General features: G+C 63.4%; 28 protein-coding genes. 8 read left to right on the top strand and 20 right to left on the bottom strand.

All coding sequences use genetic code 11. The annotated features are described in order from the left end of the window. Positions 1–94 precede the first annotated feature (94 nt). From BI344_RS15215 to BI344_RS15210, 3 genes are all read left to right on the top strand, one after another. The gene (locus BI344_RS15215; RefSeq protein WP_071113727.1) at positions 95–1,069 is read left to right on the top strand and encodes a recombination-associated protein RdgC; all 975 of its coding nucleotides are present in this window, start codon (positions 95–97) and stop codon (positions 1,067–1,069) included. Between the two features lie 508 nt (positions 1,070–1,577). Next, on the top strand, positions 1,578–1,784 hold the full coding sequence (locus BI344_RS24045; RefSeq protein ID WP_139167040.1) for a hypothetical protein: 207 nt from the start codon (positions 1,578–1,580) through the stop codon (positions 1,782–1,784). 86 nt (positions 1,785–1,870) lie between these two features. After that, positions 1,871–2,650 carry a DODA-type extradiol aromatic ring-opening family dioxygenase gene (locus BI344_RS15210; RefSeq protein ID WP_071113726.1) on the top strand — a complete coding sequence of 260 codons (780 nt, stop codon included), beginning with the start codon at positions 1,871–1,873 and terminating at the stop codon, positions 2,648–2,650. Between the two features lie 6 nt (positions 2,651–2,656). Here the strand turns inward: BI344_RS15210 and BI344_RS15205 are convergent, their stop codons facing one another. The 4 genes from BI344_RS15205 to BI344_RS15190 form a co-directional block, all read right to left on the bottom strand. After that, on the bottom strand, positions 2,657–3,607 hold the full coding sequence (locus tag BI344_RS15205) for a dihydroorotate oxidase (RefSeq protein WP_083370241.1): 951 nt from the start codon (positions 3,605–3,607) through the stop codon (positions 2,657–2,659). Positions 3,608–3,803: 196 nt separating this feature from the next. Next, entirely contained in the window at positions 3,804–4,271 is a 468-nt protein-coding gene (bfr, locus tag BI344_RS15200; protein ID WP_071113725.1) for a bacterioferritin, read from the bottom strand. A 46-nt stretch (positions 4,272–4,317) separates the two neighbouring features. After that, on the bottom strand, positions 4,318–6,087 hold the full coding sequence (feoB, locus tag BI344_RS15195) for a ferrous iron transport protein B (protein ID WP_071113724.1): 1,770 nt from the start codon (positions 6,085–6,087) through the stop codon (positions 4,318–4,320). Further along, complete coding sequence (locus BI344_RS15190; protein ID WP_071113723.1) at positions 6,084–6,314, bottom strand: FeoA family protein; 231 nt, start codon at positions 6,312–6,314, stop codon at positions 6,084–6,086. Before BI344_RS15190 ends, feoB begins: the two co-directional genes overlap by 4 nt. A 234-nt stretch (positions 6,315–6,548) precedes the next feature. On the opposite strand from BI344_RS15190, the gene dcd reads away from it, so the two are divergent. Beyond that, positions 6,549–7,118 (top strand): dCTP deaminase, encoded by a 570-nt coding sequence (gene dcd / locus BI344_RS15185; RefSeq protein WP_071113722.1) that lies wholly within the window; start codon positions 6,549–6,551, stop codon positions 7,116–7,118. A 326-nt stretch (positions 7,119–7,444) separates the two neighbouring features. Further along, a complete protein-coding gene (locus BI344_RS15180) occupies positions 7,445–7,921 on the top strand; it encodes a glutathione peroxidase (RefSeq protein ID WP_071113721.1) in 477 nt (158 codons plus the stop codon). Between the two features lie 79 nt (positions 7,922–8,000). Here BI344_RS15180 and BI344_RS15175 read toward each other — a convergent pair whose 3' ends face one another. The 5 genes from BI344_RS15175 to cysK all read right to left on the bottom strand — a co-directional run bounded on the left by BI344_RS15175 (position 8,001) and on the right by cysK (position 11,530). Beyond that, entirely contained in the window at positions 8,001–8,288 is a 288-nt protein-coding gene (locus BI344_RS15175; protein ID WP_071113720.1) for a hypothetical protein, read from the bottom strand. Positions 8,289–8,313: 25 nt separating this feature from the next. Beyond that, complete coding sequence (locus BI344_RS15170; RefSeq protein ID WP_083370236.1) at positions 8,314–9,510, bottom strand: histone deacetylase family protein; 1,197 nt, start codon at positions 9,508–9,510, stop codon at positions 8,314–8,316. A 94-nt stretch (positions 9,511–9,604) separates the two neighbouring features. Beyond that, entirely contained in the window at positions 9,605–10,012 is a 408-nt protein-coding gene (locus BI344_RS15165; RefSeq protein WP_071113719.1) for a YchJ family protein, read from the bottom strand. After that, positions 10,012–10,467 (bottom strand): hypothetical protein, encoded by a 456-nt coding sequence (locus BI344_RS15160; protein ID WP_071113765.1) that lies wholly within the window; start codon positions 10,465–10,467, stop codon positions 10,012–10,014. Before BI344_RS15160 ends, BI344_RS15165 begins: the two co-directional genes overlap by 1 nt. Before the next feature lie 130 nt (positions 10,468–10,597). Next, on the bottom strand, positions 10,598–11,530 hold the full coding sequence (cysK, locus tag BI344_RS15155; RefSeq protein ID WP_071113718.1) for a cysteine synthase A: 933 nt from the start codon (positions 11,528–11,530) through the stop codon (positions 10,598–10,600). A 175-nt stretch (positions 11,531–11,705) separates the two neighbouring features. Here cysK and BI344_RS15150 point away from each other — a divergent pair, with 175 nt between their 5' ends. Together BI344_RS15150 and xseA are read left to right on the top strand one after the other, a co-directional pair. Further along, positions 11,706–12,575 carry an ion transporter gene (locus BI344_RS15150; protein WP_071113717.1) on the top strand — a complete coding sequence of 290 codons (870 nt, stop codon included), beginning with the start codon at positions 11,706–11,708 and terminating at the stop codon, positions 12,573–12,575. Between the two features lie 456 nt (positions 12,576–13,031). Beyond that, positions 13,032–14,396 (top strand): exodeoxyribonuclease VII large subunit, encoded by a 1,365-nt coding sequence (gene xseA / locus BI344_RS15145; protein ID WP_083370235.1) that lies wholly within the window; start codon positions 13,032–13,034, stop codon positions 14,394–14,396. A gap of 49 nt (positions 14,397–14,445) precedes the next feature. Here the strand turns inward: xseA and BI344_RS15140 are convergent, their stop codons facing one another. From BI344_RS15140 to BI344_RS15100, 9 genes are all read right to left on the bottom strand, one after another. Then, a complete protein-coding gene (locus tag BI344_RS15140; protein WP_139167038.1) occupies positions 14,446–14,703 on the bottom strand; it encodes a hypothetical protein in 258 nt (85 codons plus the stop codon). 170 nt (positions 14,704–14,873) lie between these two features. After that, entirely contained in the window at positions 14,874–15,806 is a 933-nt protein-coding gene (gene ispH / locus BI344_RS15135; protein ID WP_071113714.1) for a 4-hydroxy-3-methylbut-2-enyl diphosphate reductase, read from the bottom strand. 90 nt (positions 15,807–15,896) lie between these two features. Continuing rightward, the gene (gene lspA / locus BI344_RS15130) at positions 15,897–16,379 is read right to left on the bottom strand and encodes a signal peptidase II (protein ID WP_239690905.1); all 483 of its coding nucleotides are present in this window, start codon (positions 16,377–16,379) and stop codon (positions 15,897–15,899) included. Positions 16,380–16,450: 71 nt separating this feature from the next. Further along, entirely contained in the window at positions 16,451–19,228 is a 2,778-nt protein-coding gene (gene ileS, locus BI344_RS15125; RefSeq protein ID WP_071113712.1) for an isoleucine--tRNA ligase, read from the bottom strand. Continuing rightward, entirely contained in the window at positions 19,225–20,160 is a 936-nt protein-coding gene (locus BI344_RS15120) for a bifunctional riboflavin kinase/FAD synthetase (RefSeq protein WP_071113711.1), read from the bottom strand. Before BI344_RS15120 ends, ileS begins: the two co-directional genes overlap by 4 nt. 132 nt (positions 20,161–20,292) lie before the next feature. After that, positions 20,293–20,982 carry an OmpA family protein gene (locus BI344_RS15115; protein ID WP_071113710.1) on the bottom strand — a complete coding sequence of 230 codons (690 nt, stop codon included), beginning with the start codon at positions 20,980–20,982 and terminating at the stop codon, positions 20,293–20,295. Between the two features lie 245 nt (positions 20,983–21,227). Further along, a complete protein-coding gene (locus BI344_RS15110) occupies positions 21,228–21,731 on the bottom strand; it encodes a DUF934 domain-containing protein (RefSeq protein WP_071113709.1) in 504 nt (167 codons plus the stop codon). Next, positions 21,715–23,373: a nitrite/sulfite reductase gene (locus BI344_RS15105; protein ID WP_071113708.1), complete on the bottom strand. Its 1,659-nt coding sequence runs from the start codon at positions 23,371–23,373 to the stop codon at positions 21,715–21,717. The genes BI344_RS15110 and BI344_RS15105 overlap by 17 nt, the downstream gene beginning before the upstream one ends. A gap of 44 nt (positions 23,374–23,417) precedes the next feature. Next, the gene (locus BI344_RS15100) at positions 23,418–24,122 is read right to left on the bottom strand and encodes a phosphoadenylyl-sulfate reductase (RefSeq protein WP_071113707.1); all 705 of its coding nucleotides are present in this window, start codon (positions 24,120–24,122) and stop codon (positions 23,418–23,420) included. A gap of 112 nt (positions 24,123–24,234) precedes the next feature. On the opposite strand from BI344_RS15100, the gene cysB reads away from it, so the two are divergent. Next, positions 24,235–25,179 (top strand): HTH-type transcriptional regulator CysB, encoded by a 945-nt coding sequence (cysB, locus tag BI344_RS15095; protein WP_071113706.1) that lies wholly within the window; start codon positions 24,235–24,237, stop codon positions 25,177–25,179. Between the two features lie 104 nt (positions 25,180–25,283). On the opposite strand, the gene arfB is transcribed toward cysB, so the two are convergent. Beyond that, the gene (arfB, locus tag BI344_RS15090) at positions 25,284–25,691 is read right to left on the bottom strand and encodes an alternative ribosome rescue aminoacyl-tRNA hydrolase ArfB (RefSeq protein WP_071113705.1); all 408 of its coding nucleotides are present in this window, start codon (positions 25,689–25,691) and stop codon (positions 25,284–25,286) included. A gap of 126 nt (positions 25,692–25,817) precedes the next feature. After that, entirely contained in the window at positions 25,818–26,558 is a 741-nt protein-coding gene (gene fabG / locus BI344_RS15085; RefSeq protein ID WP_071113704.1) for a 3-oxoacyl-ACP reductase FabG, read from the bottom strand. Between the last annotated feature and the right edge of the window lie 76 nt (positions 26,559–26,634).

The following is a 26,634-nucleotide window of genomic DNA, read 5'->3' as shown; positions in this document are numbered from 1 at the left end:
GACCTTGCCAAACTGCTTGCTCCGAAAAACTGCTGCTGCATCGCTTGCTGCGGTACAATCAGCGGCTTCAGAGGACGCGCATTATGGAACAAATATGTGGTTTAGGCAACTATCTTTTTATCGTTTGAACGCGGAAAGCCTGGTGGGCGCTGACAAGCTGCTGCAGGCATTGGAAAAACGTCCGTTCCAGCCCTGCATGGGCCTGGACTGGTTCAGCGAAGGCTGGGTGCCGCCGGCCGGCCATCTGGATGCGCCGGTCTACGCCGCGCGCGGCAGCCTGATGGTTTCGATGCGGCGCGAGGACAAGGTATTGCCGGCCTCGGTGATCCGCGACTTCGTCGACATGAAGGTGCAGGAGATCGAGGACAAGGAGCTGCGCAAGGTTGGCCGTAAGGAGAAGCTGGCGCTGAAGGAACAGGTCACCGACGACCTGCTGCCGCGCGCCTTCGTCCGCAGCGGCCGCACCAGCGCCTATCTGGATATCCAGCGTGGCTGGCTGATGGTGGACTCCGGCACCGCCAGCAAGGCCGAGGCGTTGCTGTCCAAGCTACGCGAAGCGCTACCGCCCTTCCCTGCCGCGCTGCCGCGCACCAAGATCGCTCCGCACACCGCGATGACAGACTGGCTGGCCGCCGGCGAAGCGCCGGGCGGCTTCGAGCTGGATGCCGACTGCGAACTGAAGGACGGCAGCGAAAACGGCGCGGTGGTGCGCTGCAGCCGCATCGACCTCACCAGCGATGAAATCCGCCAACACATCGCCACCGGCAAGCAGGCCACCAAGCTGGGTCTGGTCTGGAACGAAAAGGTGCGTTTCCAGCTGACCGATACCCTGCAGCTCAAACGTATCCAGTTTCTAGACGTGCTGCAAGAGGAAGCCAGCCAGGCTGGCGACGACCGCGACAGCCTATTCGCCGCCACCTTCCTGCTGATGAGCGAAGAGCTGGGCGAACTGGTGACCGCGCTGGTGGATGCGCTGGGCGGCCTGGAAGACAGCCAGGCGATGCCGCCGCAAACCGGCTCCGCTCCGGCACCGGCATCCGGCAACGCCGACGATGTGCCCTGGGACTGAGCGACCGCGCCTCCCGCAAACAACACCCGGCCTGGCCGGGTTTTTTTACGCCAGGCATATCGCATGCTATCGATACAAATCCAGCAATAGCTTTAATCTAACTGTGTGGTGAAAACAATTAATTTAACAAGGCTATAAAAGCTACGGATACTTCAGCCATTCACTATCGGGAGCCTGTAATGAAGCAAAGCTGGAGCAACGCCTTGCTGGAAATGTGGGCCGGCTTCGCCTGGCTGCAGTAATCGGGATGCCTGCCATAGGAGCCATCGCACCAGGAAAAGCAGCTAGACAAGCCCCCTGCCGTCGACAATCTCAACGCGCAAACCGTCGATCCGGCGCCACCGGCGCAGCAAGACCAGTGCAACACCATCCAGGCCCGCAGGGCATGGAATAAAAATCCATTCAAAGCCGCCAGGGTTGCCGCTGCGGCGGGGCGGTTTTTCTTTGCTTCTTGCATTAAATGATAATCATTATCATTATAATATCAAGACTACCCGCGAGAACCGCCATGCATACCGTCAGCCCCTTCCCGTCCCGCCGTCATCCGCCCAGAGCTTCGCAACCGCGCCCCCTAGGCTGGCGCCGCCTGCTGGGCCTGCTCATCTTCCTTGCCGGCTGCCTGCTGCTGCTGCAACAAGCACTGGATGCCCACCATCCCGCCAACGCGAAACACCAGCCCACGCGGTCAGCGCCGGCGGCGACTATTGAAAAATAAGAAACAATCAAGTGAGTGAAAGCGGATTTTTTTACCCGTCCGCCCGGCGTAAGCTGTTGCCATCCCCTCATTGCAGGCAACCGATCATGAACACCCGACAAGCCGCCCTGTTCATCTCCCACGGCGCGCCCACGCTGCCGATCGAGGACAGTCCCACCCGCCATTTCCTGGCACAGCTGGGACAGGATTGGCCGCGGCCGCGCGCCATCGTCATCGTCTCCGCCCACTGGGAGGCGCAGGCGTTCACCGTCAACCGCCAGCCGCGCCCCGGCACCCTGTACGACTTCGGCGGTTTTCCGCCGCTGCTGCGCACGCTGCGCTACCCGGCCGCCACCGACGCGGCGCTGGCGGCCGAAGCGGAAACCCTGCTGCGCGGCGCCGGGCTGCGCACGGAATCAACGCATGAGAGGCCGCTGGACCACGGCATATGGACGCCGTTGCTGCTGATGTACCCGCAGGCGGACATCCCGCTGGTGACGGTGTCGCTGCGCCATCGCGCCAGCGCCGCCGAGCACTACGCGCTGGGCCGCGCGCTGCGGCCGCTGCGCGACGACAATGTGCTGCTGATAGGTAGCGGCAGCTACACCCATAATCTGCGTGAGCTGCGCCAGGACGGCAGCAGCGTTGCGCCATGGGCGGCCGAGTTTACCGGCTGGATGGACCAGGCGCTGCTTGAACGCCGCGACGACGACGTCGTCCATTGGCTGGAGCGCGCGCCGCAGGCGCGGCAAAACCACCCCAGCGACGAGCATTTCAATCCGCTGCTGGTGGCACTGGGCGCGGCCGGCGACGGCGCGCCGCCGCTCAAGCTGCACGACGACTGGCGCATGGGCGCCTTGTCTATGGCCTGCTGGCGCTTCGACTGAACGCGGCTACAGCGTGCGCAGCCTGCCGCGGAAATCATCCAGGCTGCGGTAGCCCTTGGCCCGCATCAATTCCGTCAATTCGGCGGCGATGCGGGCGAACGCGCCCACGCCTTCGCGATGCAGGCAAGTGCCCACCTGCACCGCGCGCGCGCCGGCCAGGATGTGCATGAAAGCCTCGCGCCCGCTGCTGACCCCGCCGCAACCGACGATGTCCTTGCCCGGCAGCAGCCGGTAAAACTCGCGCACATTGGCCAGCGCGGTGGGCAACACGTAATCTCCCCCCAGCCCGCCCAGGCCACCCTTGGGCTTGATGACCACCGCCTCGCTGTCGATGTCCACCACTAGGCCGTTGCCGATCGAGTTGATGCAAGTGACGAAGGCCAGCCTCGAGTGGCGGTTCAATATCTCTGCCATCGCGGCGAAATGGGCGGTATCGAAATAAGGTGGCAGTTTGACGCCGTACAGACCAGAATAGGCGGCGTCAAAAGCGTCCAGCGCCTCGGCCGTCGCCGCGAAGTCGTAACCCAGCTGCGGTTTGCCCGGCACATTGGGGCAGGACAGGTTGATCTCCGGGATCGCCGGCAGGCCCTCGACCGCCAACCCGCGCAGCATCGCGCAGTTGTCGTCCAGCATCAGACCGGACAGCGACAGGAACAAGGGCTTGCCGCAGCGGTAGTCGTAACGGCGAGCGTAGTCCAGGTAGTAGGCGAAACCGCGGTTGGGCAAGCCCATGGAGTTGATGCTGCCAATGACGGTGCGAAAATAGCGCGGTTCCGGGTTGCCCTCGCGCGGCTGCAACGTGCAGCTCTTGGTGACCACCGCGCCGGCGGCTGAGGCGCGCACCGCTTCCAGCTCCCCCTCCTCGCGGCACATCACGCCGGAGGCGTTGTACAGGCAGCCGGGCAGGGTCTGGCCCAGCCAGCTTACGGACAGGTCTATGGCAAAGTGATCAGGCATGGCCGCTCTCGGGAATGGCTTGGAGATGGCGGCAGTGTGCGGCCAAACCGCGACCGGCGCGCTGAGCGAGGTCAATACCATGACGCATGCCGCCCTCTCTTCCCGCCGGGAGGGAGACAACCGGCGGGCAACGCCCCCTGCAAAAATGCCCGGCCAAGGCCGGGCATTCCATAAACCGCAAGCAAGGACGAGGCGCTTACATCTGCGACTGCTGGTAGTTCTCCAGGCCGGTCAGCTGGATCAGGCGCAACTGCTGCTCCAGCCAGTGGGCGTGGTCGTTCTCGGTTTCTTCTAGCAGCACCATCAGCGCGTCGCGGGTGACGTAGTCGCGCACGCTCTCGCAATGGGCGACCACCTCCTTCAGCAAGGCGCCGACGCGGTATTCCACCTCCAGATCGCTCTTCAGCATGCCAGGCACGTCCTCGCCCACCTGGATAGGCACCCGGCGCGCCACATTGGGCTTGCCTTGCAGGAACAACATGCGGGCGATCAGCGCGCGCGCGTGCTCCAGCTCGTCCTCGCGCTCGTGGTCTATCCGTTCGAACAGCTTGTTCAGCCCCATGTCCTTGTACATCTCGGCATGGATGAAATACTGGTCGGCGGCGGATAGCTCCTCGGCCAAGAGTTCGTTGAGCAGCGTTATGGTCTTAGGATCGCCTTGCATGTTGTTACCTTGTTGTTCTGGTGACTCAAGCCGTCATTCTAGGCGCTCAGCGCGCGAGATGCACGCCCTGGTAGAAGGCGAAGGACAGCAGCCAGGCCAGCAGCACCGACCAAGCCACCGACATCGCGGCGAAGCGCCAGCTTTTCGATTCGCGGTGCATCGCCGCCACCGTGGACAGGCAGGGCACGTACACCAGCGTGAAAATCAGGAAGCTCATCACCGACGCCCAGTCCAGCTGATGCGCCAGCACGCCGCCCAGGCCGCTCTCGGACACGCCGTAGATCACCGCCAGACTGCCCAGCAAGATTTCCTTGGCGATGAAGCCGAACAGCAGCGCCACCGCCAGCTCGGCGCGGATGCCTATCGGATCGAGCACCGGCGACAGCGCCTCGCCCAAGGCATAAGCCAGCGTCTGGCCGTGACCGGCCGGAATATGGGTGAGCAGCCACACCATCACCACGCCGGCCAGGATGAAGGTGGAGGCCAGCCGGAGAAAGGCGCTGACCTCCCCCGCAGCCCGGGTCAGCATGTGGCGCGCGCCCGGCAGCCGGTACGGCGGCACCTCCAGCAGAAAGGCCTCGTCGCCGCGATAGCGGCGCTTGAACACCCAGGCGGTGAACACCGCCACCACGAAGGTCAGCAGATACAAGACCGATACCACCCACGGCGCCTGACTTTTGCTGAACAGGATGCCGGCGAAGAACACTACCACCTGCAAGCGCGCCGAGCATAGCGAAAACGGGATCACCAGCATGGTCAGCAGCCGCTGCCTGCGCTCGCGCATCACCCGGGTGCCCAGTATCGCCGGCACATTGCAGCCGAAGCCCATCAACTGCATCACGAAGCCGCGGCCATCCAGGCCCAGCCTCGCCATCATCGCGTCGGTGAGGAAGGCCGCGCGCGCCAGATAGCCGCTGTCCTCCACCATCGCCATCAGCACGAAGAATACAAACAGGATCGGGGCGAAAGTCAGCACCGTGGCCACGCCCTGCCAGACGCCGTCCAGCAGCAGGCTCTGCAGCATGGCCGGCAGCGCCGACAGCGCCGGCGTCAATGCCTGGTCCTTGATCCAGTCCAGCCAGCCGCCCACGCCATCCTGCAGCGGCGTACCTATCTGATAAGTGAGGTTGAACAGCAACGCCATGAAGACGAAGAACAAGGGCAGGCCCAGCCAGGGATGCAGCAGCCAGCGGTCCACTTTTTCGGTCAGCAGCGTCGGCAGCACCGGCGGCAACCGCCAGCAACCGTCCAGCGCGGCGCGGGCCTGGTCTATCGCCTGCCGCGATTCAGGCACCCGCTCCAGCCCGGCGCGCACTGCCGACCCCTCGAAGCCGGCCAGCTGGTTCAGCGCGGCGTTGAGGCGCGGCCAGCCCTCCATCCGCTTGGCCGACACCAGCACCACAGGCGCGCCAAGCTTCGCCGCCAGCGCGCCGGCGTCCACGCTCACGCCCAGCAGCCTGGCTTCGTCGGCCATGTTCAGCACTATCAGGCAGCGCAGGCCGCTGGCTATCACCTGCAAGGCCAAGGGCAGTTGACGGTCCAGCTGGCAGGCATTGAGCACCAGCACCGCGCCGTCGAAGGCGCTGGCCAGCAGCACGTCGCGCACCACCGCCTCGTCATCGCTATAGCCGGTGAGATCGTTGACGCCGGGCAGATCGATCAGCTCCACCATTCTGCCGCCCAACAGCAGGCGAGAGCTGATCAAGTCAACGGTGAGGCCCGGCCAGTTGCCCACCCGCTGCGACATGCCGGTGAGGCGATTGAACAAGGTGGATTTGCCGGTATTGGGCAGTCCCAGCAGGGCGAAGCGCTTCATTCGGCAATCCTCACCCGGATCAGCCGGGCCAGGCTGCGCCTGAGCAGAAAGCGGGTGGCGCCCACCTCCAACAGTAGCGGGCCGCCCCACGGCGCCGCCTGGCGCAGATGAAAACGGCAGCCCGGCGCGAGGCCGAAGGCCGCTACCCGGCGGAAAGCTTCGTCGCTCAGCTCCAAGCTGGCCACCACGCCCTGGCAGCCGGCGGGAACAGTATCCAGAGACGGCATGTGTTTGATTGCTCCGACAATAACGCGAATAGTTTGCATTAGTATATCGAAGCCGCAACGCGCCTCTTGCGGCAAATTGTCGCAATCCGCGCTCGGCTTGACCTTGATCAAGCGCCCCCGGCCGGCACCGCCGCGCCGCCATCGGCAACTCTCCGCCGTTTCAATAGCCTACTGGTCGGCTAAGCGGTTAAAATCGCAGCCATTGCGAAATATCGACACACACGGGCCAAGACTATGAGCATCAAATCGGACAAGTGGATCCGCCGCATGGCGGCGGAGCACAATATGATAGCGCCGTTCGAATCCAACCAGATCAAATCGGTGGACGGCCAGAAGGTGATCTCCTACGGCACCTCAAGCTACGGCTACGATATCCGCTGCGCCGACGAATTCAAGGTGTTCACCAATATCAACAGCACCATCGTCGATCCGAAGAAATTCGATCCGGACTCCTTCGTCGAAGTCTCCGGCAAGGGCTATTGCATCATTCCGCCCAATAGCTTCGCTCTGGCGCGCACCGTAGAGTATTTCCGCATTCCGCGCAGCGTGCTCACGGTCTGCCTGGGCAAATCCACCTACGCCCGCTGCGGCATCATCGTCAACGTCACCCCGTTCGAGCCGGAATGGGAAGGCTACGTGACGCTGGAATTCTCCAACACCACGCCGCTGCCGGCCAAGATCTATGCCAACGAAGGCGTGGCCCAGGTGCTGTTCTTCGAATCCGATGAAATCTGCGACGTGTCCTATGCCGACCGCGCGGGCAAGTATATGGGACAGGTGGGCGTCACCCTGCCGCGCCCCTGAAACCGCCCTTCTCCCGCATACGACAGGATGGCTGCGGCCATCCTGTTTTGTTTGCCGGGGGATAAAAACCCTCTCGCTATTTTTCGCATCTGTTCTAGGATAAACAAAGGGTTAGCTGACATCCCGGTTGTGCCGACCCTTTGCACAGCAAGCTGTTTCTTCTTGGGGCGTCGCGGTTCCCCCTTGCCGCTGCGCCCCCTTTTTATTCTCAGCTCTCCTCTGCCCTCACCGGCCTAACGCTGTCCCCTGATGCCGCCATGCGCTCCAGACAGTTGTCAGCGCCGGCCAAGCCCGCCATGATCGGTTCTTTGTCTGCAAAATCCGGCATGAGCCTTTACGATTTTTCCTTCCGCCGCATCGACGGCGTCGAACAAGCGCTGTCGGCCTACCGCGGCAAAGTGATGTTGCTGGTCAATACCGCCAGCCAATGCGGCTTCACGCCGCAATACGCCGGGCTGGAATCGCTGCACCGGCGCTTCGCCGAGCAGGGACTCGCGGTCATCGGCTTTCCCTGCAATCAGTTCGGCGGCCAGGAACCGGGCGGTGCCCTGGAGATCGGCGCCTTCTGCGAGAAAAACTACGGCGTGGACTTCACCATGGCCGACAAGATAGACGTCAACGGCCGCGCCGCCCACCCGCTATGGCGCTATCTGAAACATCAGAAGCCGGGCCTGCTGGGCAAGCCGATACGCTGGAACTTCAGTAAATTCCTGATAGACCGGCAAGGCCGGGTGGTGGCGCGCTTTGCGCCCTTCACCCGCCCGGAAAAGCTGGCGTCGCGAATAGAGGCGTTGCTGAAATGACAAAAGCCAGGCTGGCACCCAAGCCGCCTGGCTTTGCTATCCCGTCGGGCAGACGGGTCATGGGGCGCCAGCGCCCCGGTCAACTGCAGGAATCTATGCTGCGCCTGGCATCCGCCGCCAATAAATCCAGATCGTCATCCAAATGCTCCTGGATATCCACCAGCGCCGCGCGCAGCACAGCCGCGGCCAACCTGGTCTGATCGCCATTGAACACATGGGCCAGGATTCTCAGCTCGCGGCAGGCGGTGATGTCCAACGGCACTTCCAGCGTGCGCACCACCGCCAAGGACAATTCGACCATCGCATCAGGATTGCCGACGCGCTGGGTTTCCAGCTCGACCAGCAAGGTTTTCAAGGCCAGTCCCATCCCGTCCCTCCCAGTCAGATTGCCATCATGCCGGACCCATGCCCGGCCCCTCGGTCTGATGCTTCCCTGCGCCGCGCCTTGCCGGCCGACAGGCTTGGCCCGGCTTCCTTCCCTTTCCCAATACCTGACAGCCTCTCCCAGGCTGCGACCGACTCTTTGAACATAGGCCACGCCGGCGTGAAAGTCTGCGCCTAGCCGCGAGTTTCAAAACCGGCCAGCACATGGCCACATTGGTGCCGATCGGCTCCACCGCGTAGCCGCCCTCCAAGCAGAACAGCGTAGGCAGCTTCAGCCCGGCCAGCCTGGCGCCCAGGGTGACGAAGTCCGGCGAATCCAGCTGGAAGCGCGAGATCGGGTCGCCGCGGAAAGTGTCCACGCCAAGCGACACCACCAGCGCCTCGGCCCCGAAACGGGCGATCTGCTCCAGCGCGCAATCGAGCGCGACGAACCAGGTGCTGACGCAGGCGCCCGCCGGCAAGGGAAAGTTGAAATTGTAGCCCAAGCCCTCGCCCTCGCCCTTTTCATCGGCAAAACCCAGGAAGAACGGGTACTCGGTGCGCGGATCGCCATGGATGGACAGGAACAATACGTCGGAGCGCGAATAGAAGATGTCCTGGGTGCCGTTGCCGTGGTGGTAGTCGACATCCAGCACTGCCACTCTGCGCAGGCCCTGATCGCGCAATGCCTGGGCGGCGATGGCCGCGTTGTTGAAAAAACAGTAGCCGCCGCAATAGTCGCGCGCGGCATGATGGCCGGGCGGCCGGGTCAGCGCGAATGCCGCCCGCTCCCCACCGATGACCCTCTCCACCCCGGTCAGCGCGCAGTCGGCGGCGGCGGTGATCGCAGGCCAAGTGCCGGCGGTGAGCGGCGTGCCGCAGTCCATCGAGTAATAACAGAGCTGGCCTTCCACATGCTCTGGCACCGCCTCGCGTAGCCGGCGAATCTGCCACATCTTCGGCAGCGCGTCGTAATCGCGGCCCAGCGCGCTCCAGCGCTGCCAGGCGGTCTCCAGGAAACGGACGTAGCCTTCGTCGTGCACGCGCAGGATGGATGCCAGGCCATGGCGGCGCGGATGGACCACATCGCCCAGCTGGCGCCCGCGCACCGCGGCCAGCACCATGTCGGCGCGGGACGGGGTTTCGAAACAAGGCTTGAGGGTGCCGTCTATCAGCTCGGCGCGGCCGTGCTGCAGGCGATGGGAATCGGAATAGATGGTGAGCATGATATTTTCCAAGGGTGGAAAACCTCATGCTCCCGCCGCGGCCGGCAGCGGTCAAATGCTGATGACGGCGTGTTTGCGCCAGAGCAAGCGCCGCTCAGGACACCTCGCCCACCAGGTAATACCAGCGGCCGTCCTCGCGGACGAAGCGGCTGGCTTCATGCAGGCGCTCAGCCTTGCCGCCCACCTTGTAACGGGCGACGAACTCCACGGTGCCCGCCTCGTCGCCGTGCAGGCCGGCTTCGCAGCGCTTCACCTCCAGGCCTATCCATTTGACCACCCCAGCCTCTTCGGCCAAGTCCAGGCTTTGCGGCCGGGTGGACGGATGCCAGGTAGCCAGCAGATAGTCCTCGCGCCCCAGCGCATACGCGCTGAAGCGCGAGCGCATCAAGGCCTGGGCGGTAGGCGCCGGCGGCCCGTCCGGCGCCAGATAGCGTCCGCAGCAGGCGGACAGGTCGGCGCCGCCGCAGGGACAGGCGGTGTTGGCTTGCTTGCGGGACTTCATCAGTAACCCAGCGGCGGCAAACCGTACAGCTTCAGCAGGAAATTGCTGAAGGCCGGATCGGCGGGCTTGGGCGCATACTTGGGCCAGCGCCGCATCCATTCGCGCAAATGCAGCTCCAGCCGGGAGCGGAAAGCGTCGGAATCCAGCCGGCCGGCATCGCGCTCCACCGTCAACTGGCGGTAGACGGCGAAGTTGTCGTTATCGACGGCGTTGCTGCCGACAATGCGCAGGCGGGCGGCATTCAGTTGATCGGCGGCGGCGGTGCGGGTCAGCGCGCCGCTCTTCACCTGGTCGGCCAACCGGTTGGCCTCGGCCAGCAGCAGATCGACCTTGCCGGCGGCATGCGCCGGCGGCTGGGACGTCTGGCTGGCGGAGTGCACCGGCGCGCCCAACTGCTGCAGGCTGCTGCAACCGGCAAGTCCGGCCAGCAGGGATATCATAAGCAGTCTTTTCATGCCGGCCATTGTAGCCCGGCCGACCGGCGCGGCGTCAATCGCAAACATCTTGCGATCGATTGCGCAAGCCGCCCGGCATCAAATGCAAAAGCCCGGCGCACCGGGCTGGGCAGACGCGTGCGCGGCTGGCTCAGGCCAGATGTTCGAACAGCACCGTGGACAGATAGCGCTCGCCAAACGACGGGATCACCACCACGATCAGCTTGCCGGCGTTCTCCGGCCGCTTGGCCAGCTGCAACGCCGCCCATACCGCGGCGCCGGAAGAGATGCCGACCAGGATGCCCTCCTTGGTGGCCACGTCGCGCGCGATCTGCAGCGCATCGTCGTTCTTGACGCGGATGATCTCGTCGTAAATATCGGTGTTCAGTATCGCCGGCACAAAGCCCGCGCCGATTCCCTGGATAGGATGCGGCCCTTTGGCGCCGCCGGACAGCACCGGCGAGGCGTCCGGCTCCACCGCCACGATCCGCACGCCGGGCTTTCTGGCCTTCAGCACCTCGCCCACGCCGGTGATGGTGCCGCCGGTGCCGACGCCGGAGACAAAGATATCCACCTGGCCTTCGGTATCGTTCCACACCTCTTCCGCGGTGGTGGCGCGGTGGATGGCCGGGTTCGCCGGATTCTCGAACTGCTGCGGCATGAAATAGGTGTCGGGGAATTCGTCCACCAGCGCGCGCGCCTTGGCGATGGCGCCGCCCATCCCGTCCGGCCCCGGCGTCAGGATCAGTTCGGCGCCGTAGGCCTTCAACAGCTGGCGGCGCTCCTTGCTCATCGTCTCCGGCATGGTGATCACCAGCTTGTAGCCGCGCGCCGCGCACACCATCGCCAGACCGATGCCGGTGTTGCCCGAGGTGGGTTCGACGATGACGGTGTCCGGCCCGATCTTGCCGGCCCTCTCCGCCGCATCCAGCATCGCCACCGCGATGCGATCCTTGACGCTGTGCGCCGGATTGAAGAACTCCAGCTTGGCCACCACGGTGGCGCCTGCTCCTTCAGTGACGCGGTTAAGCCTGACCAGCGGAGTGTTGCCGATCAGGTCGGTAATGGTATTGGCGATACGCATAGTCTTATTCCTCATTAACCGACAATAGCTGTAATGATATTCCCCAGCATCATAATCAATCGCTAGAATCCAACCTAATATTGTTTGCTTATATCCAGCAAACCAATAAACCAAGTTCCGCATGCCCGCTCTAAGCGGCTTTGTTATAGTCAATGGAAACACAGGTCCGAAACCCATGCCCACCCAGGAAACCCTGATTCCGCTATCCGGCTGGCGCCGCAAGCTCTACATCATCATCTACGAAGCCGACACCCGCGCCGGCCGCCTGTTCGACCTGACCCTGACCCTGGCCATCCTGGTATCCGTCGCCTGCGTGATGCTGGAAAGCGTGGCCGGCATTCGCCAGCGCTACGGCGCGCTGCTCAGCCTGTTGGACTGGTTTTTCACCATACTGTTCACCGTGGAGTATGCGCTGCGGCTGATCTGCGTGCACAAGCCGCTGCGTTACGTGAAAAGCTTCTTCGGCGTGATCGACCTGTTGTCCATCCTGCCGCTGTATCTGGGCCTGTTCATCCCGGAAAGCCGCTTCCTGGCGGACATCCGCATCCTCAGGCTGCTGAGGATGTTCCGCATCCTCAAGCTCAGCCGCCACCTGAGCGAGGCACTGGAATTGCGGCGCGCGCTGGCGGCCAGCCGGCGCAAGATCACCGTGTTCCTGGCCACCGTCATCCTGCTGGTCATCATCCTGGGCACCCTGATGTACGTGATAGAAGGGCCGGAACACGGCTTCACCAGCATCCCCATCAGCATCTACTGGGCCATCGTCACCCTCACCACGGTGGGTTTCGGCGACATCACGCCCAAGACGCCGCTGGGCCAGGCACTGGCCAGCCTGGTGATGATCACCGGCTACGGCATCATCGCCGTGCCCACCGGCATCGTCACTGCGGAAATCGCCCGCGGCAAGCCCGCCTCCCGCTCCGACAACCAGTCGGCCACCCGGCTGTGCCCGCACTGCTTCAGCGAAGGCCACGACTGGGACGCCCATTTCTGCAAGCACTGCGGCGGTCAGCTGCCGCGTCCCTCCAGAGACCAAGTCAGCTGAAAACCACCCTTCCATGCCGCCCCGCCAAGCGGATGATGCGCTGCCAGACGGCCGGGCTCTTGCTATCATGGCGCGTCCGCAGCGCGGCCAGCTGTTGCATACCCGTCAAGGTCAACCATCCGGCATGTTGCGACGCAAATAGCTAGCGTTTACTCAAGGCTGCGGCGTCAAAACAACATGCCATTTGCAAGTCAAAAACGCCGCGCCAGGCCAGGTCAGGCTCTCCGGCCGGCAAGCTGTTTTTCCGGCCAAGGCTGTGGATAACTTTGTTGATAAGCCGGTGCATAGACCGTGCAAACGCCCGCCGGCACAAGCTTTCAATGATTTTCTCATCCGGGGATTGATTTTTGCAAGTCATTGATTTAATTGTGCTTTAACTCTGATATCAAACACTACGCAAGCGTTGCCGCCCAAGCGGGCATTGAATAATTACTCCAGCGAGCCACTGTGGATCACTTGACAAGACATAATTTTTTTGATCACAGCCAAGATGTGATCAGCGTCTCCTCCCTCAACCGCATGGCGCGCGACCTGCTGGAAAGCGGGATACCGCCGATCTGGATAGGCGGGGAGATTTCCAACCTGACGCTGGCCAGTTCCGGCCATGCCTATTTTTCGCTGAAGGACGGCGGCGCCCAGGTTCGCTGCGTGATGTTCCGCCATAAGGTGTCCGCCCTGCCCTTCCGTCCCAAGGAGGGCATGCAGGTGGAACTGCGCGGCCAGGTGACGCTGTACGAGGCGCGCGGCGATTTTCAGATCAATGTCGGAGAAATGCGCTCCGCCGGCCTGGGCAGGCTGTTCGAGGCTTTCGAACGACTGAAGGCCAAACTGCAGGCCGAGGGCCTGTTCGACACCGGCCGCAAGCGCGAGCTGCCCAGCCACCCGGCAGCCATCGGCATCGTCACCTCGCCCGCCGCCGCCGCGCTGCGAGACGTGGCCAGCACCCTGCGCCGCCGCATGCCCGGCATACCGCTGATACTCTACCCGGCCCAGGTGCAGGGCGAAGGCTCGGCGCAGCAGATCGCCAGGGCCATCCAGCAGGCCGGCGAACGCCGCGAAGTGGATGTATTGATCGTCTGCCGCGGCGGCGGCAGCATCGAGGACCTATGGTCGTTCAACGAGGAGATCGTCGCCCGCGCCATGGCGGCCTGCCCGATTCCCACCGTCAGCGGCGTCGGCCACGAAACCGACTTCACCATCTGCGACTTCGTCGCCGACCGCCGCGCGCCGACGCCGACCGCCGCCGCCGAACTGGTATCGCCCAACCGCGAGCATCTGGCGATCCAGCTGGAGCAGACCCGCCGCGCTCTGGAGCGGGCGCTGAGCCGCCTGCTGACGGACAAGGCCCAGCAACTTGACTTCCTGGGTCGCCGCCTGGTCCACCCCGGCCTCAAGCTGCAGGCCCAGCGCGAGCGGCTGGACGCGCTGTCGCGGCGCCTGAGCCAGCGTGTGAACGGCGCCTTCGAGCAGAGCCGCTGGCGGCTGCAGCTGGCCGGCAGCAAGCTTTCGCGCCACCAGCCCGACCTGGCCCGCCTGGCGCAGGCGATGCAACAACGGCAGGCGCGGCTGGAGCGCGCCAAAGACCGGTTGCTGGAGCGCCGCCAACAACAGCTGGCGCAGCTGTCCGCCACGCTGGCGGCCTTCAATCCGGAAGCGGTGCTGGCCCGCGGCTACGCCATCGTGCAAAAGCAGGACGGCCAAGCGGTGAAAAACCCGGCGGAGCTGCGCAATCACGAGAAGGTGACGCTGCGGCTGGCCGAAGGCAGCACCGAAGCCCGCATCGAGCATCCGCAGGGCGCGCAGCCGGAGTTGCCGTTCTGACGCCACCTGCAGCGCGGGAACGAAGGACCCGCCTACGCCGGGCTTCGTCTCAAGGCTTTCCGCCTGGGGTCACCAGGCTGCCGCGCCGAATCCGGTCGGCAAGGTCTTGCATCGCCTGATCCGACAGCACCTCCGTCTTTCCGCTGCGGTGGGGAATATTGCTGCCGGTAATATACTTCGCCTCTTCACGGCCCGAATCGTCGCCTGACAAGGCGCTTGCGCCAGGCGTCGCGGCGCACGCGGCCAGCAGCAGTGAACAGGACAGCAACGGCATCAATTTGGCAGGGTTCATCACAGCTTCATCCATGGCGGATCATCGACAGGAACGTGCCCGGGCGCAGCGGCCGGAAGGCAGGCGGATAATTATGCAAATATGCTATTCAAGCCCGCGCCGAATGTAAATGCCCGATCCGGTTCCGGGCAATAAAAAAGCCTGCGACCATCGCAGGCTTTTCACAGGACGGAGCACGCGGGTAATCAAACTTGCCGCAGCGCCGGCGGCAACGCGAACACCGTGCTCTCCTCCACGCCGGGCAGCTCCGTCACCTGGCTGATGTCGAAGGTCTTGATGCGGTCTATCACCGCCTGCACCAGCACTTCCGGCGCGCTGGCGCCGGCGGTGAGCCCCACCCGCTGCTTGCCGGTGAACCATTGCGGCTCCAGCAGGCTGGCATTGTCCACCATATAGGCGTCCACGCCCTTCAGCGCCGCCACTTCGCGCAAGCGGTTGGAGTTGGAGCTGTTGGGCGAACCCACCACGATCACGATGTCGCACTCCGCCGCCAGCTGCTTGACCGCGTCCTGGCGGTTTTGCGTGGCGTAGCAGATGTCGTCCTTCTTCGGGCTGTGGATAGCCGGAAAGCGGGCCTTCAGCGCCTCGATGATGTCGCGGGTCTCATCCACCGACAGCGTGGTTTGACTGACATAAGACAGCGCATCTGGGCGCCGCACCTCAAGCGTGGCCACATCGTCGACCGTCTGCACCAGATACATGCCGCCGCCCACCTGGCCCATGGTGCCCTCCACTTCCGGGTGGCCGGCGTGGCCGATCATGATGATCTCCATGTCGGCCTTGTGCATGCGCTTCACTTCCACATGCACCTTGGTCACCAGCGGACAAGTGGCGTCATACACGGTCAGCCCCAGAGCCTCGGCCTCGGCCCGCACCGACAGCGGCACACCATGGGCGGAATAGATCAGCGTGCTGCCGGCAGGAACATCCTTCAAGTCCTCGATGAACACCGCGCCCTTGCCGCGCAGGTCATCCACCACGAAACGGTTGTGCACCACCTCGTGGCGCACGTAGATGGGGGCACCATACAGTTCGATGGCGCGCTCGACGATGGCGATGGCCCGGTCCACGCCGGCGCAGAAGCCGCGCGGATTGGCGAGCATGATGGTCTTCGTCATCAGAATTTCCTCGATCAGGCCGGAACGGCGGACGTTCCGGCAATTGCGCGCACGACCCTCTCGCGGGCCATGCCGCAGATTAGCTGCGTCTCAGCGCGACGGCTTTTTCAGGCTGTCCAGCACCATCAGCGCCGCGCCGACACAGATGAAGGAGTCGGCCAGGTTGAACGCCGGGTAGTACCACTGGTTGTAGTAGTGCACCATGATGAAGTCGATCACGTGGCCATAAGCCAGGCGGTCGATCACATTGCCCAGCGCCCCGCCGATGATGAATGCGGCGGCCAGGTTCATCATGCCGGTAAAGCGGCCCTTGACGATGTTCCAGCCCAGCCAGCCGGACACGGCGAAAGCCAGCGCGGTGAACAGGTATTTCTGCCAGCCGCCGGCATCGTGCAGGAAGCTGAAGGCCGCTCCCGGATTGTAGATCAGCGTGAAGCTGAAAAAGCCCTCCACCACCGAGCGCACTTCGCCGTACTGGAAACGGCCGTTGAAATAAAGCTTGCTGAACTGGTCCAGCACGATAACCAGCGCCGCCAGCACGAACCATTTGGACCAGCGGCGGGCCCCAGGCATAGTCATTGCAGAATCCATCAATCTGTATCCATGGGCTGGCGGGGCAGCGACTGCGGCCCCGCATCAGACGATCAGGCGTGGCGGCGATGCTCGCCCTGGCCGTCCAGGTTGTCCACACAGCGGCCGCAAACAGCGCCGTGCCCGGCGTGGCTGCCCACGTCGGCGCGGTAATGCCAGCAGCGCTCGCACTTCTCATGCGTAGAGGCGTGCACCCGCACCGCGACTTCCGCCGCTTCCTTGACGCCGGCCTTGGAGACGATCAGCACGAACTTGAGCTCGTCGCCCAGGCTCAGCAACTGCTGCGCCAGGGCCACCGGCGCGTCGATCTCCACCTCGGCCTGCAGCGAGGAGCCCAGCTTGTCCGCGCTGCGTAGCTCTTCGATCTGTTTATTGACCTGGGCGCGCAGCTCGCGGATGGCCTGCCACTTGCCGGCCAACGCCTGCTCGCGCTCTACCGCCTGGCTCGGGAACTCGTGCCAGATATGGTACAGCGTCGACTCTTCCTCGCTGTCCACCAACACATTCCACGCCTCGTCGGCGGTGAAGCACAGAATGGGCGCCACCATCAGCAGCAGGCTGCGGGTGATGTGGTACAGCGCGGTCTGCGCGCTGCGGCGGGCGTGGCTGTCGGCCTGGGTGGTGTACAGTCGGTCCTTGATCACGTCCAGGTAGAAGGCGCCCAGGTCTTCCGAGCAGTAGCCGACCACCTCCTGTACCACGTGGTGGAAGGCGTAGCGCGAGTACAGCTCGCCCACTACCTTCTCCTGCACCTCGCGGGCGCGCAGCAGCGCGTATTGGTCCAGTTCCACCATGTCGGCCAGCGGCACGGTGTGCTCCAGCGGGCTGAAGTCGGACAGGTTGGCCAACAGGAAGCGGATGGTGTTGCGCAAGCGGCGGTAGCTCTCGGTGGTCCGCTTGAGGATTTCCTGCGACAGCGACATGTCGCCGGAGTAGTCGGCGCTGGCCACCCACAGGCGCAGAATATCGGCGCCCAGCGTGCCGCAGATCTCATCCGGCGCGATGCCGTTGCCGCGCGACTTGGACATCTTGTAGCCCTTGTCGTCGACGGTGAAGCCGTGGGTCAGCAGCTGCTTGTACGGCGCGCGGCCTATGGTGGCGCAGCCGGTTTTCAGCGACGACTGGAACCAGCCGCGGTGCTGGTCGGAGCCTTCCAGGTACAAGTCGGCCGGCCAGGCCAGCTCCGGGCGCTGCTTCAGCACCGCGAAGTGGGTGGCGCCGGAGTCGAACCATACGTCCAGCGTGTCAGTCAGCTTGCGGTATTGCTCGGCCTCGTCGCCCAGCAACTCCCTGGCGTCCAAGCTGAACCAGGCTTCGATGCCCTGCTGCTCGATGCGCAGCGCCACTTCTTCCAGCAGTTGGCCCGAGCGCGGATGCAGCTCGCCCGACTCCTTGTGGATGAAGAAGGTCATCGGCACGCCCCAGTTGCGCTGGCGCGATACGCACCAATCCGGGCTGTTCTTGATCATCGCGTCCAGGCGCGCGCGGCCCCAGGACGGGAAGAATTCGGTGGCGTCCACCGCGCGCTGGCTGATCTCGCGCAGCGTCTCGCCGCCATTTGCCTTGCGGTCCATGCTGATGAACCATTGCGGCGTGGCGCGGAAAATGATCGGCGTCTTGTGGCGCCAGCAGTGCGGATAGCTGTGTTCCAGCTTGGTCTTGTGCACCAGCGAGCCATGGGCTTCCAGCGTCTCGATCACGCGCGGGTTGGCGTCCCACACCAGCATGCCGGCGAAGATTTCCGTGGTGGACTTGTAGCGGCCGTCGTCGGCCACCGGGTTGGCGATCGGCAAGCGGTACTGCAGGCCGGCCTGGAAATCTTCCAGACCATGCGCCGGCGCGGTGTGCACCAGGCCGGTGCCGGCGTCGGTGGTGACGTGGTCGCCGCAGATCACCGGCACCTGGCGGTCGTAGAACGGGTGCTGCAGCTGCAGCAGGTCCAGTTCCGCGCCCTTGGCCTCGCCCAGCACACGGTAGGACTCGACGCCGTAGCGCTTCATCGCGGATTCGACCAGGTCCTTGCCCAAGATCAGCTTGCCCTTGGGCGTGTCCAGCAACTGGTAATCCAGGTTGGCGTTGACCGCCACCGCCTGGTTGGCCGGCAGCGTCCACGGCGTGGTGGTCCAGATCACCGCCATCGCACCAGCGGCGCCGACGCCGAAAATCTCCTCCAGCCTGGCGCCGTCAATCACCTTGAAGCCGACGTCGATCGCAGGCGACACCTTGTCCTCGTACTCCACCTCGGCTTCGGCCAGCGACGAGCCGCACTCGATGCACCAGTGCACCGGCTTCTCGCCCTTGCTTAGGTAGCCGTTTTCGTGAATCTTGCCGAGGGTGCGCACGATGTCGGCCTCGGTCTTGAAGTCCATGGTCAGATAGGGATTGTCCCAGTCGCCCAGCACGCCCAGGCGGATGAAGCCCTTCTTCTGGCGCGCCACCTGCTCCTTCGCATATTCGCGGCACAATTCGCGGAACTTGGCGGCGGGAATGTCCTTGCCGTGCAGCTTCTCCACCATCAGCTCGATCGGCAGGCCGTGGCAATCCCAGCCCGGCACATAGGGCGCGTCGAAGCCGGCCAGCGTTTTGGAGCGGACGATGATGTCCTTCAGCACCTTGTTGACCGCGTGGCCCAGGTGGATGTCGTTGTTGGCGTAGGGCGGGCCGTCGTGCAGGATGAATTTGGGACGGCCGGCGGACAGCTTGCGCAGCTTGTCGTAGCGCCTTTCGTCCTGCCAGCGCTTGACCCAGGCCGGTTCGCGTTTGGCTAGATCCCCGCGCATAGCGAAGGGTGTATCCAGCAGGTTTACGGTTTTACGATAATCGATGCTCATGCCTGCTCTCGCTGCAAACTTGTCAAATAGGTCTTGGCGCTGGCGGCGTCGCGTTCTATCTGCGCCACCAGTGTTGCCAAATCATCATAGCGCGCTTCATCGCGCAGCTTTTTCAGGAATCGTACTGTCAAACGCTTGCCGTAGAGGTCGCCGGCAAAATCGAACAGATGCACTTCCAGCTTGTAGTCGGGCGTATCGCTGACTGTGGGATTCAGCCCCAAACTGGCCACGCCGCCCAGACGTCCATGCGGCGTATCCGCCTCCACCACGAACACGCCCCGCAACGCGGGCTTCAGATGCGGCAGATGGATATTGGCGGTCGGAAAGCCTATGGTACGCCCCAGCTTGCGCCCGTGCATCACCTTGCCGGATATCCGGTAGCAGCCTCCCAGCAAGGATGTCGCCGAATCCAGATCGCCAGCCGCCAATCTTTCCCGCACCAGCGTACTGGAAGCCCGCTCTCCTTGCACCAGTACCGAAGGCATGGCCTCGGTGGCGAAATGGGGACAGGAGGCCAGCAGATCGAAATTTCCCTTGCGCGCGGCGCCAAACTGGAAATCATCGCCAATCAACAGGTAACGGGTTTTCAATTCCTCAACCAGCACCTTGTCGACAAATTCGCCGGCTGGCATATTCGAGAAGCTACGATTGAAGCGATAGACGAACACATAGTCCACCAGGCCCAGCTCGCCCAGCATCGCGAACTTGTCGCGCAGCGTCGACAGACGGGCCGGCGGAGCGGTTCGGCTGAAAAACTCGCGCGGATGCGGCTCGAAGGTCAGCAAGGCAGTCGGCAAACCGCGCACCCGCGCCTCTGCGCGCAGCCGCTCCAGCATGCGTCTGTGCCCCAGGTGCACGCCATCGAAATTGCCGATGGTCAATGCGCACCCCTGCAGGGCAAAGCGACGCGGATCCCCCAGAAATACCTGCATTTGCGGTCTTTACATACGTCCTGAAACCTTCGATTGTAGCCGCCAGCAGTCAATAGCGTCCAGCCGTTATCCGCAGCGCCAAAAACAAAAAACCCCGCACATTGGCGGGGTTTTGGATTCAAACCGGAATGCTTAGTTGGCAGCCGGCTTTTCGACTACGGATTCTTTAACCGCGTCGATGACCACTTCTACGCGACGGTCAGACTCGATGCAAGCCTTGATCTCGGCGTTCTGCTTCTTGTTCTTCACGTAGCGCGGGAACTTGGCCTTGCACTCTTCGGTCATCTTGGCTTCAGCCTTGCCCTTGCCTACGGCAGTGATTTTCTCGGCCGGAACGCCTGCGTTCTCGAAGTAAGCCTTGACAGCGTCAGCACGCTTCTGGGACAGCGCGTTGTTCAGCTTGTCGGAACCCAGGAAGTCGGTGTAACCATCGATTTCAACACCGTTCAGGTGGCCTTGGCCGGCGTGGGCCTTCAGCTTGGCCACCAGAGGATCCAGTTCGTTCTTGGCATCCGGACGCAGGTTGTTCTTGTTGAAGTCGAACAGAACCTTGGCGGACAAGGTAACCTTTTCCTTCACGGAAACCATAACCGGCTTCGGAGTATCTTTCACCACTACCGGCTTGGCGGCTTCGCGGTCGCCACATTCGACCAGACCATCCTTGGCCTTGTCGAAGTAGGTGGTGTGCCAGCATTCGCCGTAGTTGTTGCGGGTCACTGCTTCGGTGGATTGGTCTGCGACGTAACCCGGTTTAGCAGCAAAAGCGCTAGCAGAAACCAACAGGGCGGCAACCAGTGCGCTCAGTTTCAGCTGTTTAGTCATGTTATTCCCTCTTTAATCTATAAAATGGGTAGCAATGCGGGCTGACGCAAAGACCACGCGAACAAGTTGACTGCAAACATCAGAGATGGCTACATGCTGTGTTAATGCAGTTAACCCGCACTATAGGAATGCGGCAACACCATGTCAACACAGGGCGCGAAGCAAAGTCATTATAGCGTTGCAGAAATGCATCACATTTCGCTAATTATTGCGACTACCTGTCTCCCCTATGCGACACATTACGATCATGTGACGCGTCTGCGAAACAGTGGTATAGGTTGTCGATATGTCATCTGATAGCTATCGCTGAAGGTATTGTAACAATCCCCCCCATCCAGCGCTTTGCCATCCTTGATCACGAAGGCATCGAAACCCACCTGCCACAACGGTCGGATCAGATCCGGCCAGACATCGCCCACCGCCCGCAGCTCACCGGCATAATCATAGCGCTCGCGCAGCAGCCTGGCGAGGCTGTATCCGCGGCCATCGGTGAAAGCCGGAAAGTCAATGGCAATCAGGACAAGGTCGGCCAGATGCGTTCCCAGCAAGGCCGGATCGTCTTCCGGCGCCAGGCACACGCCCACCCGGCCGCCATGCGCCAGCCATCTGTCCGTCTCCGCCAGCCAGCAGGCCAGCGGCACGATCACATCCCGCCCGATTGGCGCGGCCGGCAGCCGGCCCTGCTCGTCCAGGCGCAATTGCAGCCAGCCATCCTCGCCGACGCGGCCATCCTTAATGTACTGGGGCATACACCCTCTCCTTGAAAGGCTCGACGCCCACGCGGCGCAGCGTGTCGATGAAGGGTTCGCCCGCCTGGCGCCGCTCCAGGTAAACCTGCATGATCTTGGCGAAGGCGCGCGGCACATCCGCCTGCGCGAACGAGGGGCCGATCACCTTGCCGATGGCGGTATGGCTGCCCTGGCTGCCGCCCAGCGTGATCTGGTACCACTCCTCGCCGTTCTTGTCGACGCCGAGAATGCCGATATTGCCGATATGGTGATGGCCGCAGGCGTTCATGCAACCGGAAAAGTTACAGGCGATATCGCCCAGGTCGTACAGGTAATCCAGATCGTCGAAAGTCTGCTGGATGGCGTTGGCCACCGGAATGGAGCGGGCGTTGGCCAGCGAACAGAAATCGCCGCCTGGGCAACTGATGATGTCGGTCAACAGGCCGATGTTGGGCGTGGCCATCCGCGCCTTGCGCGCCGCCTGCCACAAGGCGGGCAGGTCCTTCTGCGCCACGTCAGGCAACACCAGATTCTGCTCGTGCGCCACGCGCAATTCGCCAAAACCGAAACGGTCGGCCCAGTCGGCGGCGGCTTCCATCTGTTCGGCAGTGATGTCTCCCGGCGGCGCGCCGGTTTCCTTCAGCGACAGGATCACCGAGCGGTAGCCTGCATGGCGGTGGGGGCGGGTGTTGCGCTCGTACCAGCGGGCGAAGGCCTTGTCCGCCGCCAGCGCCGTGGCCAGTTCGGCCGGTTGGTCGGCCAGCGGCTGATAATCCGGATCGACAAAGAAGCTGGCGTAGTGCGCTACGTCCTCGTCGCGCAGCGTGGACGGGCCATCCTTCAGATGCCGCCACTCGTCCTCCACCTTGGCGGCGAAGCCGTCCCGCGTCATCGCCTTCACCAGGATCTTGATGCGCGCCTTGTATTTGTTGTCGCGGCGGCCGAAACGGTTGTACACCCGCAGCACCGCGTCCAGATAGGTCAGCAGGTGCTGGCGCGGCAGGAATTCGCGCACCACCTCGCCCACCATCGGCGTGCGGCCCAGGCCGCCGCCCACCATCACGCGGAAGCCCACTTCGCCGGCCGCATTGCGGCTGACGTGAAGGCCGATGTCGTGCACCTGGGTGGCCGCGCGGTCTTCCTCGCTGCCGGACACCGCGATCTTGAACTTGCGCGGCAGGAAGCTGAACTCCGGATGCATGGTGCTCCACTGGCGGATGATCTCGCAGTAAGGCCGCGGGTCGAACAATTGATCCGCCGCCACCCCGGCGAAGGCGTCGGTGGTGGTGTTGCGCACGCAGTTGCCGGAAGTCTGAATGGCGTGCATCTCCACCGTGGACAGTTCCTCCAGGATGTCCGGCACTCGCGACAACTCAGGCCAGTTGAACTGGATGTTCTGCCGGGTGGTGAAATGGCCATAGCCCTTGTCGTAGCGGCGGGCGATCTCGGCCAGCTTGCGTAGCTGCACGCTGCGCAGATGGCCATAAGGAATCGCCACCCGCAGCATCGGCGCGTGGCGCTGGATATACAGGCCATTCATCAGCCGCAGCGGACGGAATTCGTCTTCCGACAACTCGCCGGCCAGAAAACGGCGGGTCTGGTCGCGGAACTGCACAACGCGCTCCCGCACCAGGCGGTGGTCTACTTCATCATATCGATACATATATGGATTCCAGCGGGAATGCCGACGGCTGCAGGCCGGCAGGATCAGACGGGACGTTGCAGCGGACTGGCCTTGACGTGCAGCCCGCACTCCTTGGTTTCCGGGTTCTCCCACCACCAGCGGCCGGCGCGCACATCCTCGCCCACGCTGATGGCGCGGGTACAGGGCGCGCAGCCGATCGACGGGTAATGGCGGTCGTGCAGCGCGTTGTACGGCACCTGGCGCTCACGCAGGTATTGCCATACCTCGGCCTCGGTCCACTCCAACAGCGGGCTGAACTTCTCCAGACCGTTGTCGGCGTCGTATTCTTGGCTGGCCAGATCCTGGCGGGTGGGCGACTGCTCGCGCCTCAGACCGGTAATCCAGGCCGAACGGCCGGTCAGCGCGCGTTTGAGCGGCTCAATCTTGCGCACCTGGCAACAGGACTTGCGCAGCGCCACGCTCTGATAGAAGCCGTTGATTCCATGCAGGTTGACGTAAGACTCGGTGGCGGTCGTATCGGGAAAGTAGACCTTGACCGGGTGCGCCGGATAACGCTCGGCCACCTGTTGCATCAAAGCGTAGGTTTCCGCCGGCAAACGGCCGGTGTCCAGGCTGAAGCTCTGCAGCGGCAGGCCCAGGCTGGCGATCAGATCGGTCAGCACCATGTCTTCGGCGCCGTAGCTGTTGGCCAGCGCCGCGTCGGGATGCGCTTTGGCGATGGTTTGCAGCAGGACCGTGGTAGCGGCGAGTTTTGACTCCAGGCTCATCGAGCGCTCCGGGGATGGTTCGAGCTTATCCTAACCAAAGCGCTTATAAACCTAAAAGAATATTGTGTTAGTATTTAATGACTACAGGTTTTATAGAGGGCAGGTCGAAAAGATGAAGCTACAACAACTTCGCTACCTGGTGGAAGTGGCCAAACAGGGGCTGAACGTTTCCGAAGCCGCCGAGAAGCTGCATACCTCGCAGCCCGGCATTTCCAAGCAGATCCGCTTGCTGGAGGACGAACTGGGCATTCAGGTGTTCATCCGCAACGGCAAGCGGGTGGTATCGGTGTCCGAGCCCGGCAAGGAAGTGCTGCGCATCTCGGAACGCATCCTGCGCGAAGCGCAGAACCTCAAGCGCGTCGGCGACGAGTTCTCCCGCGAATCGGAAGGTGCGCTCATCATCGCCACCACCCACACCCAGGCCCGTTACGCGCTGCCGCAGGCGATAGCCGAATTCGTGCGCCGCTATCCCAAGGTGCGCCTGTCGCTGAAGCAGGGCAGCCCGACGCAGATCTGTGAAATGGTGGTATCCGGCGAAGCCGACCTCGCCATCGCCACCGAGGGCATCTCGCTGTACAAGGAACTGGCGATGCTGCCCTGTTACGAATGGAACCGCTCGGTCGTGGTGCCGCGCGGCCACCCGCTCTCCCAACTGGACAGAAAGATGACGCTGGCCGATATCGCCAACTACCCCATCGTCACCTATGACTTCGCCTTCGCCGGCCGCTCCAAGATCAACAAGTCGTTCGCCGACGAGGGCCTGACGCCCAATGTGGTGCTTACCGCCATCGATACCGACGTGATCAAGACCTACGTCTCGCTGGGCCTGGGCATAGGCATCATCGCCAGCATGGCCTTCGAGCCGGAGCGCGATCAGAGCCTGGTGGCGATGGACGCCAGCCACCTGTTCGAGCCGTCCACCACCAAGATAGGCATACGCAAGGACGCCTATCTGCGCGGCTTCGCCTACACCTTCATCGAGCTGTTCGCCCCGCACCTGCACCGGCGCGAAGTGGACTCGGCGCTGCTGGCGCACGACGGCGAGCTGGACGAATAAGGCTCCTCGCCCAAAGACAACGCCCCGGCAAGCGCGCGGGGCGTTTTGTTGGCGCATGCAGCGGCGATCAACGCCGCCGGCCTCGGACTCGGCAAGCCTGCTCTTCAGATATCCACCTTGCCCCGCAAAGCCTTGGTCCCGCTGCGATTGGCCTTGCTTGCCAGGCGGCGCTGCTTGGAGCCGAAGGTCGGCTTGGTGGCCCGGCGCGCCTTGGGCGTATGGCTGGCGCCGTCGATCAAGGCCTGCAGGCGCAACAGCGCATCGGCGCGATTCTGCTCCTGCGTGCGGTGCTGCTGGGCCTTGATCACCACCGTGCCGTCCTTGCTCACCCGCTGGTCGCCCAGCTGCAGCAAGCGCTGCTTGAGCCAGTCCGGCAACGACGAGGCGCGCACGTCGAACCGCAGGTGGATCGCCGACGACACCTTGTTGACGTTCTGCCCGCCCGCGCCTTGCGCGCGGATGGCGCTGAGTTCGACCTCGTCCTCCGGCACGGCAAACGTTTTGCCACTCATATATAGACGCCTCCCTGGCTGGCCGGATTTTGCGCGGCCGGCGGCGGGAGCCATCGCCAAACCGCAGCAGGCGCCCGCTCCAGACGCGCAAACCATAGCCGATGACCCCGCATCCGCGGCGAGCCCTTACAGCGTCAGGCCGCCCGTCACTTCGATCGCCGCGCCGTTGATGTAGCTGGCCTCGTCCGACGCCAGGAAGGCGTAGACGTTGGCGATCTCGGCCGGATCTGCCATGCGGCGCATCGGCACTTTGTCTTCCATCGCCTGCAGCACCTTTTCCGGCATCGCCTTCAGGATCGGAGTGGCGACAAAGCCCGGGCACACCGCATTGGCGCGAATGCCCTTCTTGCCCAGCTCCTTGGCCCAGGTCTTGACGAAGCCGATTACGCCGAACTTGGCCGCGGCGTAGTTGGTCTGGCCGAAGTTGCCATAGACGCCCACGACCGAAGATGCGTTGAGGATCACGCCGCCGCCCTGCTCCACCATGGTGTCCACCACGGCGCGGGCACAGTTGTAGACGCCCTTCAGGTTGATGTCGATCACCTTGTCAAACTGGTCTTCGCTCATCTTGATCAGCTGCGCGTCCTGCACGATGCCGGCGTTGTTGACCAGCACGTCGATGCGGCCGCAGCGGTTTTTCAGATCGGCCACCATCTCGGCGATCTGGCCCTTGTTGGTCACATCCACCTTGTAGCCGTAGGCTTCGCCGCCCAGCGCCTTCAGCTCGTCAACCACGGCGTTGACGGCCTCCGTGTTCAGGTCGCACACCGCGACGATGGCGCCTTCCTTGACGAATTTCTCGGCGGTGGCCTTGCCGATGCCGCTGGCCGAACCGGTGATGATGGACACTTTCCCTTTTAAACGCATGGTATTCCCTTCTTTCACTTTGCAGATCTCACCAGATCACCAGGACGGATGAGCACGTGATGTCTCCAGCATCGGC

This window comes from Chromobacterium sphagni (assembly GCF_001855555.1).
Classification (GTDB): Bacteria; Pseudomonadota; Gammaproteobacteria; order Burkholderiales; family Chromobacteriaceae; genus Chromobacterium; species Chromobacterium sphagni.
This window is presented reverse-complemented; position numbering and strand designations above follow the sequence as displayed.